The following is a 19,800-nucleotide window of genomic DNA, read 5'->3' on the forward strand; positions in this document are numbered from 1 at the left end:
CCCATTAATCCCCCGGAGAAAAGCCCGGCAGCGGGGATGTTGCCGGGCGGGGGGCGACGTTTACTTCACGGTGCGGAAGTACTCTACCGTCTTGGCGATGCCCTCCTTCAACGTCACCTGCGGCTCCCAGCCGAGAACCTCGCGATCACGCGTCGAGCTAAGAGAACTGCGCTCAAGATCACCGAGGCGGGCAGGGCCGAACTCCGGATCGCCGGTCGCACCGGCAGCCTCGGCGACAAGCGAATGCAAATCACGGTCACTGGTCTCCGCACCCTTATCAATGTTGAAACGCATGCCACCACCCTTATCTCCACTGGCCAGGTAGAACGCCCGAGCAACATCGCCAACATACACATAGTCACGGGTATTGGAACCGGTGCCAAACACCTTCATCGGAAGACCATCGAGCCAATGTTTGCGTCTACTTGTCGGTCATGATTGATTGCTACGACGGTAAGGTCTGCAGCCCGGATTGACGGGTGCCGGTGTTCGGTACCGGGTTTCCTGTATCGGGTTGTAAAGTGTCAGCACCTCGTGCACAGTGAGTGTCATCAGGTTGTGCACACTGGTTGTCAGGAGGTTGTGCACACTGTGTCCTATGGGTGTGTGCACAGTCCTGCGTGTTTTAGTGGAGTAGTTCGTCTGGGCTAATGGTGACGAAACGTTCTTGGGCATTTTCGCGTTTGATACGCCATTGTTTGGGTGGATCCTTCATCCACACCCCTTTTATGTTGTAGGAGTTGATGAACGCCTTCGTCTTTGCAATAGCGACCACCGGAAGCGGGATCGACAAAGTGAGTTCACCGTCTTCGGCATCCCAAAAGGCAAGTTCGCTTTCTGTGACTGTTCGATGGAAACGTCTGTTTCTCATCGATCGGGGAACAGCAATACGCATCCCTTGGAAAAACACCATCTGATTAGCTTCAGTGACAGTCACCGTATCGAAACCGTTGTCATCGGAGTCAGCAATACTGGGACGCGAATAGCTGCGAAATAGGGGTTGTTGGTACCGGTTGTCTGCGTAGTTGGTACTGGGGGTGTGCGTAGTCGGTACTGGGTGGGTTTTTCCTTCATTGTTGTTAGTGGCGGCGTCATGTTCTTGTGGCATCGTGGCTAGTTTCAACATGGAAGGGGTTGGTCTTTGTGGCTAACTTCAAAGAGATTATGGCGATGTGTCTTGATGGTGCGTCGTATTCTCGGATTACTACTGTTCTTGGCTGTTCGCGGCGTGATGTGTCGCGGGTGAAGGCCATCATCGCGGAGGAGTCGATCACGGCTGAGTCGTTTCGTTTGCTGCCTCCGGGTTGGTTTGTTTCCAGGTTTTCCGATGGGCGCAGTAACCGGCGTCAGGCGTATGACCAGCCAGATTTCAAAGCTCTGGCACAGCGTCTGAAGAACAATCGGCACCTGACAAGGAATCAATTGTGGATGAATTACTTGGCAGCCGAGTCTGCGGATGGGGAGGTGAAGTACCAGTATTCGCAGTTTTGTGCGGGGTTGCGTGACTATCTGCGGGTTAATGACCTGGATGGGGTGGTTGAACATGAACCAGGCCAGGAACTGTATGTGGATTGGGCAGGCGATAAGGTCCCGATCGTTGATGCTGCAACCGGCGAGGTGGGGATGAAAGCGTCGTTGTTTGTGGCGGTGTGCCCGTATTCCGGGTTGATGTTTGTCACTGCGAAGGCTAACGAGAAGATGCCAGCGTGGTTGGAGTGCCATGTTCAAGCCTTGGAGTATTTAGGGAAAGTGCCATCTGTTGTAGTGCCGGATAATGCACCAACAGCGACGTATCGCCCGAAGAAGCATTCCACGTATCGTTTGGTGTTGCCCAAGTATCAGGAATTGGCTGATTACTACCAGATGACAATCGTGCCGACACGGCCTGCCCGCCCGAAGGATAAGGCAGCTGTTGAGCGTGCTGTGCAGATTGCCTACACCAAGATCATGGGCTATTTCGATGGAGTGACGTTTTACAGTCTGGATGATCTTAATGAGGAGATCGCTATCCGGCTGGAGGACATCAACAGTGGTCTTGCCCGCCCGGATGGCACTACCAGGCGTAAGCGGTTCGATGAGGAAGAAGCACCGGTGATGCGGGATCTTCCCGCAACGGCGTTTACTGATGTGGTGTGGAAACACCCCAAGGTGGATCGTAACTGGCATGTCATGTGCGACTACCAGTACTATTCGGTTCCTTTTACGCTGGTCGGTAAACGACTTACTGCACGGATCACTCCAGGGCTGGTGACCTTGTTTGACGGGGAGCATATCGTCGCGGAACATGTGCGGCTTACGGGTTTTAAATACCGGTATTCAACCGATCCTGCCCACGGGCCTGCCGATGGGGACACCAGCCATAATGTGCTTACCCGGGATGAGCTTATCTCCTGGGCATCCTCGTTCGGGCCGGCAACGCTTACCGTTGTCACAATGATTATTGACAGGAATCAAGCGGCCACTCCCAAAGGGTTGTTCCAGGTACGCAATATTCTTGCCAAGCTGGGCAAAAAGCACGGTAAAACAACCCTTGAACCGGCCTGCCGTGAAGCTTTAAACAAAAAGCTTGTCCCCACCATGACGGTATTGCAGCGACTGCAAACAACGATCGCCCATGAGATGAAAAACGGCCACACCCCGCACCGCAGCGGTTGTGATGTGGCACGCACACCACAGTCCACACCGGTGGACATAACGCAGTTCAGTGCCAATGACGTGTTCATCCGACCGATCGAACAGTACGCAGACGACGGTGACACCGGCCTTGTAAACGATGTGTTCCCATACGGCACACACACAAGCCAGGAAGGAGCAAACCTGCAATGACACGCTTTGAGGTCGACGAAACAACACGTCAAAAAATGCGCACCCTACGCGTATCAACCTTTGCCGATGTCTTCTTTTCCATTGTCACTGATGAAGCACACACCGATGCGCTTCCCGAGGATATCTTCCTAGCCGCAGTAGATGAGGCCTTCGCGCAACGCACCGCGAGAAACATCGACAAAGCGATCACACAAGCAAAATTTCGCTACCCAGATGCCACCCTCCACGAAGTTATCCACCCAGATCAACGTGGCATCAACATGCGGCAATTGAAAAGGCTGGCAGCAACCAACTGGCGGGAAAACCCCACCAACATTCATATCCTCGCCCCCACAGGAACAGGAAAAACCTACATTGCCTGTGCCCTAGGCATTGCCGCCTGCCAAAATGGGTTCAGTGTCGCGTACTACCGGCTTGACCAGCTTGTAGATGAACTAGCGGTCTTCCTGCCGACAGACCAAGGCTATATCGACAAAATGAGAAAACTGTGCAACATCGATGTGCTTATCATCGATGACTTCCTCACCATCGGAATAGACCAACGCGGACAAGAAGACCTAACCCGCATCGTATTCGAAAGAGACGGGCGTCTGCCCATCATCGTCTCCTCACAATCGACCGCCGCATACTGGCGAGAAACCCTCCCCAACCCAGTCGGCGCAGACTCGCTAGTAAGCAGACTCAACAATGGTCAACACATCAAAATTGGCCAATACGATATGAGAAGACACCTCAACACCCAAAACGCCGAAAACTAACCCACCCCTGGCCCCTGCCTCACACTGGCAGGGGCCAGTACCAACAACGCACAACCCCCCAGTACCACATCAACACAAACCCAGTACCAACTCACCGCTCTTGGCAATAGCCTGTGACACCACCGTTTCGTTTCGAACGTGGTGGTTTTTCATCCTGGCGGATAAGCCCCGAGGTGAGGTAAGCGTTACGGCGTTGAAGCGCGTAGTTTTCTGCTTTCTGCTTGAGCACCTCCAGTGGGATCGGGTCTTTTGGTGGCACAGCCCCAACAAGGTGCCAGGCTGTGGCCGGAGTGACACACTCTGGAAGGCCCTGGTGTGGGCGCCGTGTAACGGAGTGCCTTCGAGTAGCGGTCGCGGGTTGGTCGGGTAACAGTTTGGGGGCTACCCGGGAGTCCGCACACTCCCGGTACCCGATACCGGAACCCCAGTACCCTAAACAAGCGCCAGACAACCAGTAACAGGGTTTACGACCGGGATCTTCGTACCAGACCAGTCCACCTGCATCGTCCTGCCCGGGGAATGCTTAATCCGTGCTGTCAAACCCCGTATGCCAACTTCCTCGGCTACAAGCTGCCGAAACCGCTCATACGAATACGGCTTCAACCCACCAGCAGCAACAGAGTCGACGTAGTTCATCCACAACACGTTCAACGCGATCTTTTTCCTGCCCGTACGAACCCGAAGCACAGCATCGAAATCAATCGGCGCGAATTCGGAAACCATACGACGCCGACCATCAGCAACAACCGCGGCGATGCGATCAGCAGGAATCATGTCCAACTGTTCTGGGCTGTCAACCCCCAACTTTTCCAACGCCTTCGCGGCCTTCGACACAGTCGCCGGCGCAACCGACAACAATGCCCCAATCTGACGATACGACCGACCCTCAAGAAGCAGCCGCATCACCTTGGGATAGTCAACCACAGTTGATTCCTTTCTACTCACACTGCACGACCCTTTATCGCACAGTCGTAGAAAGCATCCCACCCCCTAAACAACTACCGCTTCACGATCCCCACCATGCCGCTTCAAAATACACGTTCCGAACATACCAGTTCCAAACTGGTCGATCCAATAACGCAGTGTGGCTCGATTGATCCCCAAATCCTTGGAGACCTGGCTCATCGACACACCGGGGTCGTTCTCATACATCGCGACCGCATCGCGCTTGAACTCCTTAAGAAAAACTTCTACGCGGCATGACAGTAGACTACCTTTCCCCCGACCCAACAAGCCGGGACTCAGGGTGTCCACACAAACGGGGTCAGCTCCGTCTTAGTAACCGACTGCGTACGCCTATACACCTGCAAAGCTCTACGCCGCTGCTGCCTTGTATACGAACGATTCAAACCAGAATCCTCCAAGATTCCGTCCGCATCCCCTTTTGCACCTTAACCCCCTCATTCACCAACCTAGGAGGCTGCGAAACTCTACTGCCTACAAGAGACGGGAGCGCAGCGTGAAAGCCTGGAGGGCGGCGGCGTGACGCGCTAATCCTTAGTTGAGACGATGGATTCCTTAATTTCTCCGATGCTATCCGGAGCAATCGGCGGTACTCCAACCTGGCTGATTAGCTCGTGGCTGGTTGGCTCTCCAGACTCAAAGTTGCTGAAGAGAACCTCGCTGACCTTCTCGCCAGGACGCAGGCCAGTGAACACAATCTCGTTGTTCGAGCCTGCTTCCTTAATCAGCCGTTTCGCGATGTTGAGGATTTTAACGGGCTGTCCCATGTCTAGAACCATCACATTGCCGGCTTTGCCAATCGAGCCTGCTTCAATCACGAGCTGGCAGGCCTCCGGAATCGTCATGAAATAACGAGAAACGTCGGGGTGGGTAATCGTAATCGGTTTACCGCTTTCGATTTGGTTTTTGAAGGTGTACAAAACCGAACCACGGGAACCAAGTACATTGCCAAAGCGAACAGACACGTACCTAAGGGAATAAGTATCCGCGAACCAGGCTGTCAGCTGCTCCGCCAAGCGCTTCGTCTTACCCAGAACACTGGATGCGTCGGCTGCCTTATCGGTGGAAATATTCACAAGGTGTGACACGCCGGCCTTGTGGGCCGCTTGGAGAACATTGAGCGATCCAAGGACGTTGGTTTTCCAGCCTTCTTCAGGGAACCGCTCGAGCATCGGCAGATGTTTTAGAGCCGCTGTATGGAAGACAACGTCTGGTTTTAGATCCATAAACAGCTTTTCCAAAACGTCAGGTTCGCGAATATCGGCGAGTACTGTCCCGTCCTTCTCCAACAATCCGTTCCCATAGATAGAAAGGACAGTGGAGTGCAGGTGCGTTTCATCATGGTCCAAGAGAACCAGCTTGCTGGGACCCAGATTAGCCAACTGCCTGGAGAGTTCGGAACCGATGGAGCCTCCCGCCCCAGTAACCAAGACTACTTTGCCATTGATGTAGCTGGAGACCTCTGACAGGTCGGTTTTAATCTCCCGGCGTCCGAGCAGATCGACCAGATTGAGAGACCGTAGTCCCTCCAGGGTAACCCGGCCGCCAATCATTTCTGTGACTGACGGAATCACGATCAAATTGACACCTAGTTTGTCACAACGTTCCTCTAGATCATTGACCAGCTCCCTGCTTGGTTCAGAAATTGCCAGGATGACTGTCGTTGCTCCGGTGCGGTTGACCTGGGCTTCCAGGTCCTTACCTGTGCCGAGGACCTTATATCCGGATACTCGAAGATACTTCTTCGAAGGTTCATCATCCAGGAAGCCGACGATCTGGTACGGCGCGGACTCCGAGTTGTCCACCAATTTAGCTACTTGGTGGCCTGCCTCGCCGGCACCGTAAACGAGGGTTGAGACTCCGCTTTCCATTAAGGTCTTGCGGCTCTTTTGTTCAAAAACACGGATGATCCATCTGCCGGCCTCCATGAAGAACAGGGCCAGCAGCGGAATGAGGAAGGACTCAGCCAGGGAGTAGGTATCAGAAAAGAGAGCTGCCAGCACACCGACAGGAAGGGGACCAACCCCAACGAGGATGGCGAGGGATCCGGCATCCCGGAAGCTACCCAGGCGATGGCGACCCAAATAGACTCTGGAGACATACCCAAATAGCAGCTGGACGATAATAGAAAGAGCAACGATTAAGGCTGCACCGGTGTACCGAGAAGAAGAACCATCGCTATTGCGAGTAAGGCTGAAAATAACGATTGCTGCGATAACCCAGCAAATAACATCCCATAGCAGAATGGTTGCCCTGCTAATTTTCAAGGCCCCTCTACTACCTGTGTTCTCATTTTGACTCATATTTAGCACTGTTTTCTGTCTGAAAGTTAAAACTGGATTCTTCTAGCTACTAAAATCCAGATATTTTCCGTACTTCTTGATGGCCTTCTGGAAGTTACGGTAGTGGCCTGGCCGATGGGCATCACTAACGAGGGCATCGCAGAGACCCTCTTTGATGATGCGCTTTGCGCAGCGTGCTACCTGTCTATTCCCAAATAAGTCACCGGCACTTACCTGCACCCTGCAACCGCTATCTACGATGCGATAAAGGAGATCGAAGTCTTCCAACACGGAGGAGTAGCGCTCCGGATGAGCCAACGTGATCGATAACCCGTGTTTTGTTTGCAACTCGTAGAAAGTATGCTGCCACCCGTCGAGAACGCGGCCGCCGGTATTGAATTCGATGAGAATCGAATTTGTCCCGCTGGTAACAAATTGAGTTGATTTGTCGAGTCCGATTTTCAGGAGGGTCTCATAAAAAACTTCATACCCGAGTGTGAGCTGCAAGCCGTACTCTTCGCCCCGCAAGCGGACCTCCTGGAAGTGCTGCTCGACTTTGTTCTTATCGAAATCGGACCACCGCATATGTGGCGTACAAATTATTCTGTCAATCCCGGAGTCTTTTGCGCTTTGCAACATCGCTGACGACTCATCCGCCGTCCGTGACCCATCATCGACTCCGAAGACTATGTGGCAGTGTTCGTCCAACATTGTTAGCCTCCAATCTACCGAGTGAAACTGCAGCAACCATAATACTATCTAATCATTCTCGTAGTAGTGGCTGTAGCCATACCTACCCTGACTCGAACGTTTGCTGTTGATAACAACTCCAATGACGTTCGCGTTACCGGCGTCGAATTGATTCTTCACTGAAAGGAGGTCCGGCTTGCGAACGAGCCCTTCCTTGACCACTAAAATTGCCGCGTCGACTTTACTGGCCACGATGGCCGCATCGGCGAATGCAGTTGCAGGTGGTGTATCAATCAGGACGTAATCGTATTTGCTAGAAAGTGTTTCCAGCAGGTCCGTAAAGGTTTGGGCATTGAGGATACTGTCCGGCTTGGGAATACCAGCTTCCGCATCTAACAGGTACACATTTTCATAGTCGGTCTCAATGACCGCGGAGTCCAGATCACATTCGCCAACCATGACGGCGTGAATGCCGTGTTTCGGGCGGGCACTGAGCGCCTTGGTCAGACTCCTTCTCCGCATATCGCACTCTAAAATCACGCACGACTTACCACTTGCCCCCATCGCGATAGCGAGGGCAATCACGATAGTCGTCTTGCCTTCATTGGGTACGGAGGAGGAAACAGAGATGGTTTTAATCTCTTTGTCTACGCTGGAAAACCGGATGTTCGCGAGCAAATTCGAGGCGGCGTTTTGCACCCTCGTGTTATTAAAAATTCGCCTATCAGGTCGCTTGTTTTTGTAACCTTTTTTCTGTCCAAACATGTTTATTCGCCCGTCTTAACTCGCGGAATTCTACCAATTACCGGCACGCCAAGGAGCTCAGTAACCATTTCGTCCGATCGGATTGTATTGTCCAGGCCCTCACGCAGCAGAACAAGCGCTAGGGCGATCAAGAGGCCAATCACAAACGCCACCAGAGTATTAAGTACGCGGTTAGGTCCGCTCGGGGATTGAGGTGCATATGCCGGACTGATGACGTTCACAGCCTCGATATCCATCACTCTTTTGGCAACAGTTTGTAACTGCCCGACCAGTTCGTTTGCAACACCTGCGGCCTTTTCCGGATCTCCCCCCGTCACAGTGATCCGCATAACACGCGTGGTAGCTGACGAGCTGACCGCCACATCATAATCCGCCAAGCTAGACATGCCTACTGCCTCAGCGGTCTTATTGCGAATCTGCTCGTTGTTCACCAACTGCGTGAAGTCATTAGCAATCATCTGCGATGCGCTCAGGTCACTGGAGGAAACGGAGCTCTGATTCTGGTTGGCGCTTTTAGCCAAAGCATAAACTGAGGTAGACGCACTATATTGGTCCGGCAGAAAGCCCCAGCTGAAAACAGCTCCAGCGATACCGCAAATCAGAGGAATGACAATGAAAAACAGAGCATTCCTACCTATCAGCGCCAATAAATCGCGAAGAGTCACCTTGAACCCCTTAATATGATGTCATCAACTACAAATAAACATAGCCGACTACGGCCATAACTATTAATCTAACTAAAACATTTAGGTCTCAAATGGGCAATAAGCAGCTTCTCGAGACTTGCCACGTGGATTATCGCCACCGAAATCAGAACAACCTGTTGGTACACGGAACCATCAGTTACTCAAAGGCCTACCTTCTCCTGAATTTCAGCAGTTTTTCAACACCAGGAAATCTCCGTAAAACTCCAAGTTGGTTCAGGAGAATCCCAACGAGCAAAAAGAATAGCACAGCACCTAGACAGATATTCCATACGGGTGCCCCATGGAAGTAGACGAAACAGGAGGCGATCGGTGCAACCGCAGCCACACTACACATGGCAACATGAGGATATATCTGAAACTTTGCACCTAAGTAGAGGTGCATAAACGCGATCGCAGCCACCCACCCGCAGATCGCTGAGATATTCGCCCCCTGCAGCCCAAAGGTGCGAAGTGCCGGGAACACCAAGCTCAAGTTAGTTACGCAGGCAATGGCAATTGCCCAGAAGGTTTGCTTTGACTTGTCTAGGGCGTAGAAGATGTTCACCAGGAAATTCGAGTAACCGCTCAGCCCGGCAGCGATGAGCGCGAATGGAGCGATCCCCTTCGCCGCACTGTATTGTTCTCCGACAAACAGCGGAAACAGCAGATTCACCACGGGAAGCAGAACTGCCATGCCCAGCATGACAACAACGAAGTAACCTGTGGAATATCTCCTGAAGGTTGACTTATCCTCCGAGGTTTGACGGAATGCGACATCCTGCCATGCAAAGTTGGCCGCGGATGTCACAAATACAACGAGCGAGGCGAATTTCACACCTATTGCGAAGATTCCGTTCTCAGACAGCGACAGTTCCCGTTCAATCGCGACCCGATTGAAGGAATTGATAAACCAGTACGTTACGGCGTTAAGTCCAATGGGGATACCGAACTTCAGCATGCTGTACAGGAATTTCTTTTGGACCGCTTTGAAGGAAGCGACGGAGAGCTCCCGCAGTATGCCGACTCTCCATTCCAGGAAAAGACACTGAACAGTAAATCCGAGAGCAGCCGAGATATATAGGGCCGAGAAATCGAAACTGAAACCAAGCAGCAAGATTAGGTTGCTGATGGCCAAAACTGCTGAGCATACTAAGCCAGACAGGGCGAAATCGACATTGTGACCCTTCCCCCTAGCAACGTAGGCGAAAAGATTCGCCATATTCTGGGTCCACCCATAAGCAATAACCAGCCAGAAATACTTAGGGCCGACCGCAACATAAAAAATCAGGCTTACTGCTAATAGCAGGATCGTTGAAAACCCAAACAGGGTAATTCCTGCTGACAGGGATTTTTCATGCGTTACGTCCTCGCGGTACATAAAACGCATCACCACAACCCAAATGTCCAGGAAGAGAACCTCACAGGCGATGGCAACGTAGGTGATACTCAGATCAAAGTAGCCCATATCCTCCGGCGGTAACACCACGGTGTACAGCGGCAGGAGGAGAAAAGAAATCATCTTGGAAAAACCACTGCCCAGGAGGAAGATGAGGACGTTACGGAAAAAATTCGAACTTCTCATAAGACTTAATGTGCTTTGCCGCTGAATAGCTCAGCCAAGAAATCTTTGGCTAAAGCGCTGTCAAAGTTACTTCCCCTGAGCGGATTGTCGCCTTCCTCGCGCTTTCTACTAGCTGCGAATTTGAACAGCGTCTCAGCCCAGGTTGCAGCTCCTACACCGAGGGAGAGCATCTGTGCATAGGGCGTTTGAACTGCCCTTTCGGCTACATTCGTGGAAAGGACAATGGGCAGCTGTGCTGCTTGGGATTCAAGGGCCACATAGGGGAGCCCTTCAAAGGTCGACGGCAGTATGCAGACATCGGCGGCGCTATAAAGCGGGTTCGTATCTTTAACCAGACCGAGGAATTTGGCGTTTTGGATTAGACCTCTGTTTTCCAGCTCACCCTTGATTGTCTCCATCTTTGGGCCGTCGCCTGCATAAACTAGCAGGACATTCGGGATGATCTTGCGCAGTTCATCCAGGATGTTGATGGTGAACTCATGGTTTTTTGCAATACCAAATCGCGCTATATGTGTGACCACGAAGGCTTCCTCATCTATACCTTGAGCGGCCCTAAAATCTTGTCGTTTCTGCTTGGAGTACGAAAACTTTTCAACGTCGAAAAAGTTCGGAACAAACGTAAATTTACCCGATTTGTAGAACCACTCCCCAGCTGCGTCAGAGCAGGCAAGAGGATAGTTTATGATCCAGGGAACGAATGGGCGGTTAAGATGATGAAGAATTTCGGTCAGCCTGGATCCCATATTGGTGATCGAGTGACTATGGAGAGCCCGTTTTGGGACGTTGAAAAGCCGCGCCAGGGCGAGCGGCTCAATGGCGTTCACGCTCGTTTGATGCATCCAAACGAGTTCGAAGCGGTTGCTTTTAAACAGCCTAAATAGATCCCACAGATACCCAAGAGGGTGTGCGCCTCGGGCACGGATCTGGTGAAATACACCGCCACCTGCGATAAATTCCTTTTCAAAAGCGACGTTTGGCCTGTCCACCAAGAAGTGACACTCGTAGGTATCCCGTAAAGCTTGGAACGCCTGCCAAATAAACGCCTCTTTCCCTCCCGGGTTCTGCGTCAGACCTCCTAAAAGGACCTTTTTCCGCTGGACCACTGGCTTTTCCTATTTCTTAGTTGATTCGAGTTCAGAGACAACGTGATTTAGAGTTTCCGCGACATAAATCGCATCATCATCAGACAGCAGAGTATGCAGCGGCAGCGTCAGCTCCCGTGAGTATTTCTCCATTGCGTGTGGATAGTTTTCTGGGGAGAAGCCTAGCTTCCTATATGCAGTTAGCAGAGGTAATGGCTTGTAATGAACATTGGCGGCCACCCCTCGCTCCCCCAACCTGCTAATAATCTCATTGCGCAGCGGGGCATAGCTTTCATCCAACTCAACTATCGCGAGGTGAGCGCTAGATCGCCAGTCTGAGCCCTGGTGTTTCAAGAGGTGGAATGCCTCAGACAGATGTTGCTCATACAAGCTGAGCAGGTCATGCCTGCGAGCTGTAACTTCATCTACCCGTTTAAATTGCGAATATCCGATGGCTGCAAGCACATCAGGCATATTCATCTTGTATGCGGTATCGACGATGTCGTATTCCCACGATCCGGCTTTATTCTTGGTCAACGCATCCTTTGTTTGACCGTGCAAGGTCATCCGCTTCAGCACAGTAGCGCACTCTTCGGAGTCGAACTGATTTCTGCTATTCCACGTCAATGCCCCACCCTCTGCCGTCGTAATATTTTTGACGGCATGGAATGAGAAGGCTGTGAAATCACCGAGGCTGCCGTTCTGTGCGCCGCGGCGTGAGGCTCCGATGGAGTGTGCCCCATCAACGATGATGGCCGGCCTATCCTGTGGTGCAAACGCGGAATCACTGACTCGGCCTTTGCCGATGACCAGATCTCGCAATTCCTCCACCGGATACGGTATTCCGGCAAAGTCCACAACAATGATTGCCTTCGTCCGCGGGCTCACGGCTTCCGCAATGGTGGCCGGGCTTGGGAAATAATCTCCGGGCGCAGTATCCACCAAGACCAGTTGTGCGCCGACGTGGCACACCACAGATGCGGAGGCTGTGTATGTGTAGGCGGGGACAATAACCTCGTCTCCCGGACCGACATTGAGAATTCGCAGAGCAAGTTCCAACGCTGCTGTGCACGAGTTGGTGAGGACCGTCTTTTCAGTACCACAGTATTCAGAAATAGCGTGGGAAAAACGCTCACCGATAGGACCGCTAGTAATCCATCCTGATTCCAGGCAAGCAGTTACCGCTGCAATATCTTCAGCCCTAATATCAGGCGGAGAGAACGGAATTTTCCTCAGATCTCGACTCACTTTGTCCCTTCTTTCACTACGAAAACTTTTGAGCTTGAATAATGAACGTCTCCCTGCGGAGCAAACATGTCGTCTTATTCATGGCCACGAGCTTGACCGTTTACCGCAATCACCTTACACCCTTGCAAAACTTGGACTGGATAATCAAACAGGCGACAAATAAGCTCCCAGGTCGCACAGTCGTTTAACCCCCTGAGAGAAGGAGGCACTAGAACCGTTAATACCGTAATAGTCTTCGCTTGAACACCATTTCATTATCCGCATAGGTAGTTATTAATCCATTCAAGCACAATTCTTTTTGCTATTCTTCGCCCGACCAGCCTCCACACTATCTATGCGAACCTTTCAGCAACTGGCCACCACAATGTTATGCTTAGTAAACGGTCCGCAACGGTGCATCTCGAAACAGGAGTTTCATGGTTTATCTAGTCAGCAATCTTTTGCTACTCATTCTCCTTTTCTTCACCAACAACCTCAATTTGTGGGGTGTCGCGTTTGGGCTGTGGCTTAATGGCATTCTTTATGCGTTTCACAAGGTGGAAGCGCGGTCTTTTCTTTTCGGTTTCCTGGTCTCATTCTTCATCTTCCTGATGACTATGGACACCATGGATCGATTTTTCGGCTATCAAAACCAGCTGCTTTCTGCAACGCTCAGTGAAGACACCATGCGGAAAGTGCACACCCTGTATATCGTCGGCTTAATTGGAATTTTAGGCACGTACATTATCCTTTCCACATTTCGTACTAAATCAGATAAGCGCACTATGGGCAAAGGATTCGTAGATAATACCTGGCTACTCGCGGTTCAGAAATCGGCCAAAACCTTTTTCTACGCAACCATTCCGCTATCCCTGTTAAAGATGTTTTTAACGATCACGACCGGCGGAAGCTACACCTCTATCTACACTGCCGAAGCTATTAGCTCAGGGGGCCTTTTTAAACTTATTCTTCACTACGGCAGCCTCATTGCCATGGTGGCTTTTACCGTCTACCTAGCAACGTTGCCTTCCTTTGCTGAGGCACGGCTAATCCTTGCCTTGTGGGTTTTGAATTCTGGCCTGTACTTGCTTACCGGGAGAAGAAGAGAAGTTGCGCTCTTGCTCTTATTCTTTTTCTGCTACGCACTGGCACGAAATCGGATCACTCCGGAAGAGCCGTGGATCACCAAACGCTCGCTGTTTTGGGTCGGGCTTGCCGTTCCTGTATTGGTAGTGGTCTTCACTGCCACCGAGCTAATGCGCGGCCTCTCAAACGCGACTGGTCGAGGCCTTGAGGCAATCGCGTCCTTTATCTATGGCCAGGGTGTGAGCATGCGTACGTTAGCTAACGTTATCTCCTACCATGAGCTTCTCCCCAACCAGCATTACCTGCTGGAATTTACGCACCAAGGGCTGCTACCTCGACTCCTCGGGCTCGAAGTATTCCAGGGTAATTCCGTTCAGCGGGCAATGGAAGGAAATTCCCTCTCGCACTCCCTCTCGTACCTGGTCCTCGGTCCAGATACCTATCTCTCAGGCATCGGAACAGGATCCGTCTTTTTGGCTGAAGGCTTTATGGAGGGAGGAGTCCTGGGCGTATTTTTCCTGTCTATCCTGTATGGAATGCTTCTCCACTGGGTGGATAGCTTCGCAGATAGGGGCCTTTTCAAGGCTATACTCTGCCTACTTATTGTTCAGTCCCTCCTGTGGGCACCGCGCGGTTCTGCCACAGGATTTATCAGCGATCTTATTGATCCAGCAACGCTTGGTTCCCTCGTGTTGATCTTCTTCCTCGCGATGGTGCTGAACAGACCAAGTAAAAACAAAAATGCGTCCCAGATCCCCGGCGAGGAAGCTACTCTACAACAAAGTGAATTAAGCCAGCCGCGCGCTCTGTGGCCTCAACAACCTCTTCGTAGTTCTCACCAGCGACGAGCACACTACCCGGCCGATCACCACTTGATCGGATCTCAGGCTGACGCGACCCCACGCTCCGGTTTATAAAAACTTCTTGGACCCCAGGAATCTCTCGCGCCTGGATAACTCCATCAATTCTGACTACCTGGCCAGGGTTAGCACGGAGGAACCGGTGGGCGACGTAACGAGGAGTTCTCAGTTCAATATCGGGTTTTTGGCCAAAAGCTAACTGTATAACGGCTCGCGTCATATTTATTCCAGTGGACAGCTCGACCATATGCGAGCCAATTCTGTCTCCACCCATTCGCGCGCCCACTTCAACCATCTTTGGTCCCCGTGGAGTCACGATTATCTCAGCGTGGACTGCACCTGTGGTGATCTCCAACGCTTCCACAGCCTGTTTCGAAAGCTGCTCAATTTTCTCCTGGATCTCTGGTTCCAATTGCGATGGTTGAAAATGAGCCGACTCAACAAAATTCGGAGGACCGCTGGTCACTTTGTCAGTAATGACTAAGACATGGGCGTGGCCATCGATAACGAGCATTTCCACGCTAACCTCGGGACCATCGAGAAATTCTTCCACCAAAACCATGCCCGAGCGACTCTGTTTACTGCTGTAGTCAATAGCATTTTTGAGCTGCTCGAAGTTTTCAACAACTTGCACCCCTCGCGACCCGGAGGAATCTACTGGTTTGGTGACACATGGGTAACTCGGAATGGAAATGCTATCAATATCCTCTTCCGCCTGAATTAACCTAAACCACGGAGCTGCAACGTCGCATCGCTGAAACTCCTGGATCATTAGGAATTTGTCGGTGCACAGGCGCGCAGTACGGTACGAGATCGAAGGCAGCTGCAGCGCTTCACAGGCGCGAGCGACGCTCCGCATCGGCCAGTCAGTCGCAATAGTAATGATCGCGCTTGGACGCCACGAGCGAGCTGTTCCCACTACAGCTTGTTCATCAATCGTCGAAATTGGGAAAAATACGTCAGCATATGAGCGGCCAATAGCGTGTACGTCTTGGTCAGCAACACCAACCTCGAGCCCCATGGAGCGAGCTTCCAAAATTGCTGGAAGCTGGAGTTCAGAGCCGCCAATTATCAATATCCGTTCGGTCATTCTATAGGCCTCTTAACATCTCCACGAAGCGCAGGTAATTCTTGTCTGCTTGGTAGTGCTGTTCCCAAAAATTACGGGCTGAGACGCGCAAGTCTGGACCCGCTTTTTTCACTTTCACCAGGGCATTCGCTATTCCCTGAGTGTCATCCCGATCAGTGATGAGAAAACCACTTACCTGATCGTCCACAATTTCCTTGTTTCCCCCGGCATCGACAGCCACCGTCGGAATGCCCAACGATAGCGCTTCCATTATGGAAACAGGCACACCCTCAGAATCGGACGTGTTTACAATCAGGTCAAACGGCTTCGCTTTCAGCTCGCTGATTAGATCCTCATGTTTGAGGTTTCCAGTAAAGCAGATGCGTGCCTCCGGAAGCTTTCCTTTGGCCAATGTCTCAATTTCTGATCTCAGAGGTCCATCACCAAAATGCGTCCACTCTACGTCCATTGATGTAATGCGGGAAAGAGCGTCTATCAAACGATCTAATCGCTTCACTGGAGTAATTGTTGAACAGGAAAAGGCTCGTAACTTTTCTTCAGCTTCGAATACCGACGTGCCATAATCAGGGGTTCCTAGCCGCCACAATTCAATCTTTTCCTGCAAGTGAGGAAAGCGTTCTAAAAGGTACTGTTTTCCGTGCTCTGAAATCGGCACGAGGAGATCGGCTTTTTCAAAAGCCGCTGGGCGGAATGGAATATAACCGCTCGGAGAAAGTTCTTCATATAGATCGGAACGATGCCCCCGGAGGACAATTTTTGCTCCAGGAAAGCTGCGCTTAAGCAGCAGCGCTAGATAAGCCTGGTATTCCATCCGGTAGGAATAGATAACGAGGGACTCCCCGTTAGCTGCTACATTCCGCTTTTTTAGCTCTTTGACTATCTGCCAGTGCTCATAGTTCGCGCGTGAAACAAAAACAAGGATTTTTATTAATCTTGCTAGCCGCAGCTCGCGCTGCTGCACTAGCCTCAGTAGCTCCTTGTAAAAGTCGGCGTTTACCAGGGCGAGTAAACCTAAGAGAGCATACTGCCATTTAGGCAAGTATTTAATTTTATGCACTGCCAGATTTTCGCCACTGACCCCACGGATCTCTCGCGCTTGGGTTTTCCGCACCGATAGTGCAAAAAGATCTACGTGATCGAAGGAAAGCAAATGGGGGATTTCATCAGCAAGATACGGTTCCCAGTTGCCCCACGGAAAGGCATTAGCAAGCAGCACCAAATGAGAACGGGTCACTTACTGTTCTCCCTCATCGGTTCGCAGCACCATATTGTCAACGATGTCTTCCACTTCACTGAGGACATCCTCGGCGCTGGTGGATTCCACCAGCATTTCCCCAATACAATCGTTCGAACTCCGGAAGGCCGAAACATAATCGCCGGGTTTTACAAAAGCTGTGGACGAAACCAAACTGGGCCGGTCACCGAGGGAAAACTCCCTCAGATAGCCAGACCGGGTGGAAAAGAGCATCCGCGAAGCAACTCCCCCGCCGTGGACTGACCGTTCCTGCCAATACTGTTTCGGGGAGTCTCCGGTGGCCACCCGCAAAATCAATTCGTAGTAATCGATTCCGAACCACTTTCCGACGACCTCTGGTAACCCATTCGCACCAACTCTTCCGGTCAGTTCAATAATGTGACAGCCTTGACTGTCAAGAATGAGGTCGACGTTGACTGCGCAGTTTTTTAGACCAAGCGCACGAATCGCCTTTTTGACCTCCGTAGTGGCTCGTTGCTGAATCTCTTCTGGCAGGTTCGCCGGTACAAAGTGAGAAATTGGAATATTCGTTTTGGCTCTAACTGTCTCGTCCCCATGACAGAGGACGAACAGGATCTCGTTGTCGAGCACGATAGCTTGCGCACCAAATTCAGTGCCATCGATAAATTCTTCTACAATCAAGCTTTCCTGCTTGGACGCTTGTTGAGCGCCAACAAAGGCAGCTTGCGCCTCCTCATCATCTTTAATAATGAAAATCCCATTGCTTCCTTGCAGATCAGGAGCCTTGATAACCAAGGGGAAGGATAACTCGGCGCATGCGTCGCCTAATTCGGACAGAGTCCGAATTACCCTAAACTGCGGTGTCATCACACCGTGATCAGCTAGCACCCGCTTCATCGCAATTTTATTTTGGGAAAGCTGAGCTGCTGCAACGGAAATGCCTACGAGACCCTTTTTTTCCGCAACAAAGGCCAATGTCTCCAGTGGAGTGTCAAAACAGCTTGTCGCTATCCCGCTTAACTCAATGCCGGCCAGTGCACTGTATGTGGCCTCAGAATCTGAAATATCGGATTCAACAACGTTGTCTGCATACTGCAGACCGGGAAGATTCGTCCCTTTCATGGTGACGGCGTAAATATCGTAACCAAGCTTCGACGCGGCTTTGTACAGCCCGACTTGGCCTCGGCCTGCGCCGAGGATTGCAATTCGTTTCTTATCCATCTCACAGTTACCTCGTCTTTGAATAAATGCCGCGTTGTTTCAAAACAGAAACCACCGTCATGAACATGATCTTGAGATCATTACACAAGGAGACATCATCAACGTAGGCGCAGTCCAATTCGTATTTCTCAGTAGTTTGTGCTTGGTTCCTGCTGGTAGCCTGGGCCAAACCGGTAATCCCCGGCTTTACCGCTAGCCGCTTCTTTTCAAGTTCAGAAAACTCTTCCAGTGGCCTACCTACAAGATTTGGGCGCGGCCCGACAATGCTCATATCGCCTTTAAGAACGTTAATAAATTGTGGCAGCTCATCTAGCGAGGTTTTCCTTAACACTCGCCCCACCTTAGTGATCCTCGCATCCTGCTTCTTAGTAACAGTGGAACGATCAGGGTTTCGCAAATCAGGAGACCCTACATACATCGATCGATATTTGTACATAGTGAATGGAACCCCATCCTTGCCCCTCCTTGCCGCGAGGTGAAAAATAGGGCCACCATCATCGAGTTTGATCATCATTGCGATAGGTGCAAATAGGACGACCTGAAACGGCAATACCAGCAGGGATAAAAAGACATCAACTAGCCTTTTACCCGTCGGCAAGTATGAAAATCCGGTTTTCCGCGACACCGTCAGATCTCCTTAGCATTGGCAGCACATTGGTGTTTTTCAAAACGCAATAACATCCTACCCTACCCACGATCGCCGCTTACACGGATCATCCGGCACACTCAGAAATGTCACATACTTATAGGTTTTATTTCGGTTTTCTATATACTCCTGCCTCGCGCACAACAGTCCCTACCGCCCGAGCCACCACCATCCAGCACTTGTACGCATTTAGGCGCTTTCTCGGCCCTGTTACCGCACACTCGGTTCTTCCCTGATGAACCGTGAGCAGCAGGAGAGGTAGCAGAGGGGAACGCGCCCGCGCTACCCAGCACGACAAATCAGGCCGGTCTTATCGGCTTCTACTTTGTCAAAATCTTCAGCTCATGGGCGGTAATTGACTTGGGGCGGGAAGTCTTCACATCGACGGAGATGTTGACTACCTCAATAACAGCGCAGATGTTCGCGTTATGGTCTAGAACTTCCTGGCGGGTGTCAAAGCTCGTGTTCCCCACACGCACTACCTGTGTACGTACTTCCGCTTCGGTGGTGTCCGGCATGATGGGACGGAGAAAGTCAGCGGAGATGCGGCGCACAAAAACTGTCGGCATATCGTAGCCACGCGCCACGAATTCGTCCTGGGCGAATTTCACCCGGGCTTCCTGTGCGATCTCGATATAAGAATTGTTGTTCAGGTGCCCGTAGCGGTCAAAATCGCTCCAGCGGACGGGAATAGTTGTAGAATGTACAGGCCCCTCGTTCACGGTTATTCTCCCTTCGTTGGACGTATGATCCGACTTTAGTTGATTTGTGCGAGCTCCGCGCTGCTTCTCACCCCACTGACTCGCTTCCGGCTAGGTAC

The 19,800-nt window shown here is 51.4% G+C and carries 16 protein-coding genes and 3 pseudogenes; 3 read left to right on the forward strand and 16 right to left on the reverse strand.

Features of this window, described 5'->3' with window-relative positions; genetic code table 11:
* Window positions 1-60 precede the first annotated feature (60 nt).
* Together HMPREF1219_RS05735 and HMPREF1219_RS05740 are read right to left on the reverse strand one after the other, a co-directional pair.
* Window positions 61-408, reverse strand: a pseudogene (locus tag HMPREF1219_RS05735) (NAD-dependent epimerase/dehydratase family protein); the annotation flags it as partial.
* A 217-nt stretch (window positions 409-625) separates the two neighbouring features.
* Window positions 626-1,108 carry a hypothetical protein gene (locus tag HMPREF1219_RS05740; protein ID WP_040426968.1) on the reverse strand — a complete coding sequence of 161 codons (483 nt, stop codon included), beginning with the start codon at window positions 1,106-1,108 and terminating at the stop codon, window positions 626-628.
* Between the two features lie 35 nt (window positions 1,109-1,143).
* On the opposite strand from HMPREF1219_RS05740, the gene istA reads away from it, so the two are divergent.
* Both istA and HMPREF1219_RS05750 read left to right on the forward strand, forming a co-directional pair.
* Window positions 1,144-2,826 (forward strand): IS21 family transposase, encoded by a 1,683-nt coding sequence (gene istA, locus HMPREF1219_RS05745; protein ID WP_016457953.1) that lies wholly within the window; start codon window positions 1,144-1,146, stop codon window positions 2,824-2,826.
* Window positions 2,823-3,584, forward strand: a complete 762-nt coding sequence (locus tag HMPREF1219_RS05750; RefSeq protein ID WP_016457954.1) for an ATP-binding protein — start codon at window positions 2,823-2,825, stop codon at window positions 3,582-3,584. Before istA ends, HMPREF1219_RS05750 begins: the two co-directional genes overlap by 4 nt.
* Window positions 3,585-4,016: 432 nt before the next feature.
* Here HMPREF1219_RS05750 and HMPREF1219_RS05755 read toward each other — a convergent pair whose 3' ends face one another.
* The 9 genes and pseudogenes from HMPREF1219_RS05755 to HMPREF1219_RS05790 form a co-directional block, all read right to left on the reverse strand.
* Window positions 4,017-4,508: a hypothetical protein gene (locus tag HMPREF1219_RS05755; protein ID WP_016457955.1), complete on the reverse strand. Its 492-nt coding sequence runs from the start codon at window positions 4,506-4,508 to the stop codon at window positions 4,017-4,019.
* 126 nt (window positions 4,509-4,634) lie between these two features.
* Window positions 4,635-4,790: pseudogene (locus HMPREF1219_RS13205) on the reverse strand (transposase); the annotation flags it as partial.
* 284 nt (window positions 4,791-5,074) lie between these two features.
* Window positions 5,075-6,850: a nucleoside-diphosphate sugar epimerase/dehydratase gene (locus tag HMPREF1219_RS05760; protein WP_051120485.1), complete on the reverse strand. Its 1,776-nt coding sequence runs from the start codon at window positions 6,848-6,850 to the stop codon at window positions 5,075-5,077.
* 42 nt (window positions 6,851-6,892) lie between these two features.
* Window positions 6,893-7,540, reverse strand: a complete 648-nt coding sequence (locus tag HMPREF1219_RS05765; RefSeq protein WP_016457957.1) for a CpsB/CapC family capsule biosynthesis tyrosine phosphatase — start codon at window positions 7,538-7,540, stop codon at window positions 6,893-6,895.
* A 48-nt stretch (window positions 7,541-7,588) separates the two neighbouring features.
* Complete coding sequence (locus HMPREF1219_RS05770; RefSeq protein ID WP_016457958.1) at window positions 7,589-8,284, reverse strand: CpsD/CapB family tyrosine-protein kinase; 696 nt, start codon at window positions 8,282-8,284, stop codon at window positions 7,589-7,591.
* A gap of 2 nt (window positions 8,285-8,286) precedes the next feature.
* Window positions 8,287-8,949 (reverse strand): YveK family protein, encoded by a 663-nt coding sequence (locus tag HMPREF1219_RS05775; protein ID WP_016457959.1) that lies wholly within the window; start codon window positions 8,947-8,949, stop codon window positions 8,287-8,289.
* 190 nt (window positions 8,950-9,139) lie between these two features.
* Window positions 9,140-10,552 carry a lipopolysaccharide biosynthesis protein gene (locus tag HMPREF1219_RS05780; RefSeq protein ID WP_016457960.1) on the reverse strand — a complete coding sequence of 471 codons (1,413 nt, stop codon included), beginning with the start codon at window positions 10,550-10,552 and terminating at the stop codon, window positions 9,140-9,142.
* Between the two features lie 5 nt (window positions 10,553-10,557).
* Window positions 10,558-11,655 (reverse strand): glycosyltransferase, encoded by a 1,098-nt coding sequence (locus HMPREF1219_RS05785; protein ID WP_016457961.1) that lies wholly within the window; start codon window positions 11,653-11,655, stop codon window positions 10,558-10,560.
* A gap of 9 nt (window positions 11,656-11,664) precedes the next feature.
* A complete protein-coding gene (locus HMPREF1219_RS05790) occupies window positions 11,665-12,882 on the reverse strand; it encodes a DegT/DnrJ/EryC1/StrS family aminotransferase (protein WP_016457962.1) in 1,218 nt (405 codons plus the stop codon).
* A 416-nt stretch (window positions 12,883-13,298) separates the two neighbouring features.
* Here HMPREF1219_RS05790 and HMPREF1219_RS13210 point away from each other — a divergent pair.
* Window positions 13,299-14,654, forward strand: a pseudogene (locus HMPREF1219_RS13210) (O-antigen polysaccharide polymerase Wzy family protein); the annotation flags it as partial.
* Window positions 14,655-14,715: 61 nt separating this feature from the next.
* Here the strand turns inward: HMPREF1219_RS13210 and HMPREF1219_RS12495 are convergent.
* The 5 genes from HMPREF1219_RS12495 to HMPREF1219_RS05820 form a co-directional block, all read right to left on the reverse strand.
* Window positions 14,716-15,897 carry an ATP-grasp domain-containing protein gene (locus tag HMPREF1219_RS12495; protein WP_016457964.1) on the reverse strand — a complete coding sequence of 394 codons (1,182 nt, stop codon included), beginning with the start codon at window positions 15,895-15,897 and terminating at the stop codon, window positions 14,716-14,718.
* Window position 15,898: 1 nt separating this feature from the next.
* Window positions 15,899-17,131: a glycosyltransferase gene (locus HMPREF1219_RS05805; RefSeq protein ID WP_016457965.1), complete on the reverse strand. Its 1,233-nt coding sequence runs from the start codon at window positions 17,129-17,131 to the stop codon at window positions 15,899-15,901.
* Window positions 17,132-18,334, reverse strand: a complete 1,203-nt coding sequence (locus HMPREF1219_RS05810; protein WP_016457966.1) for an ATP-grasp domain-containing protein — start codon at window positions 18,332-18,334, stop codon at window positions 17,132-17,134.
* Between the two features lie 7 nt (window positions 18,335-18,341).
* Window positions 18,342-18,959, reverse strand: a complete 618-nt coding sequence (locus HMPREF1219_RS05815) for a sugar transferase (protein WP_016457967.1) — start codon at window positions 18,957-18,959, stop codon at window positions 18,342-18,344.
* Between the two features lie 341 nt (window positions 18,960-19,300).
* Window positions 19,301-19,702 carry an acyl-CoA thioesterase gene (locus HMPREF1219_RS05820; RefSeq protein ID WP_016457968.1) on the reverse strand — a complete coding sequence of 134 codons (402 nt, stop codon included), beginning with the start codon at window positions 19,700-19,702 and terminating at the stop codon, window positions 19,301-19,303.
* Window positions 19,703-19,800 lie beyond the last annotated feature (98 nt).

The sequence above is a fragment of the Corynebacterium pyruviciproducens ATCC BAA-1742 genome (assembly GCF_000411375.1).
Classification (GTDB): domain Bacteria; phylum Actinomycetota; class Actinomycetes; order Mycobacteriales; family Mycobacteriaceae; genus Corynebacterium; species Corynebacterium pyruviciproducens.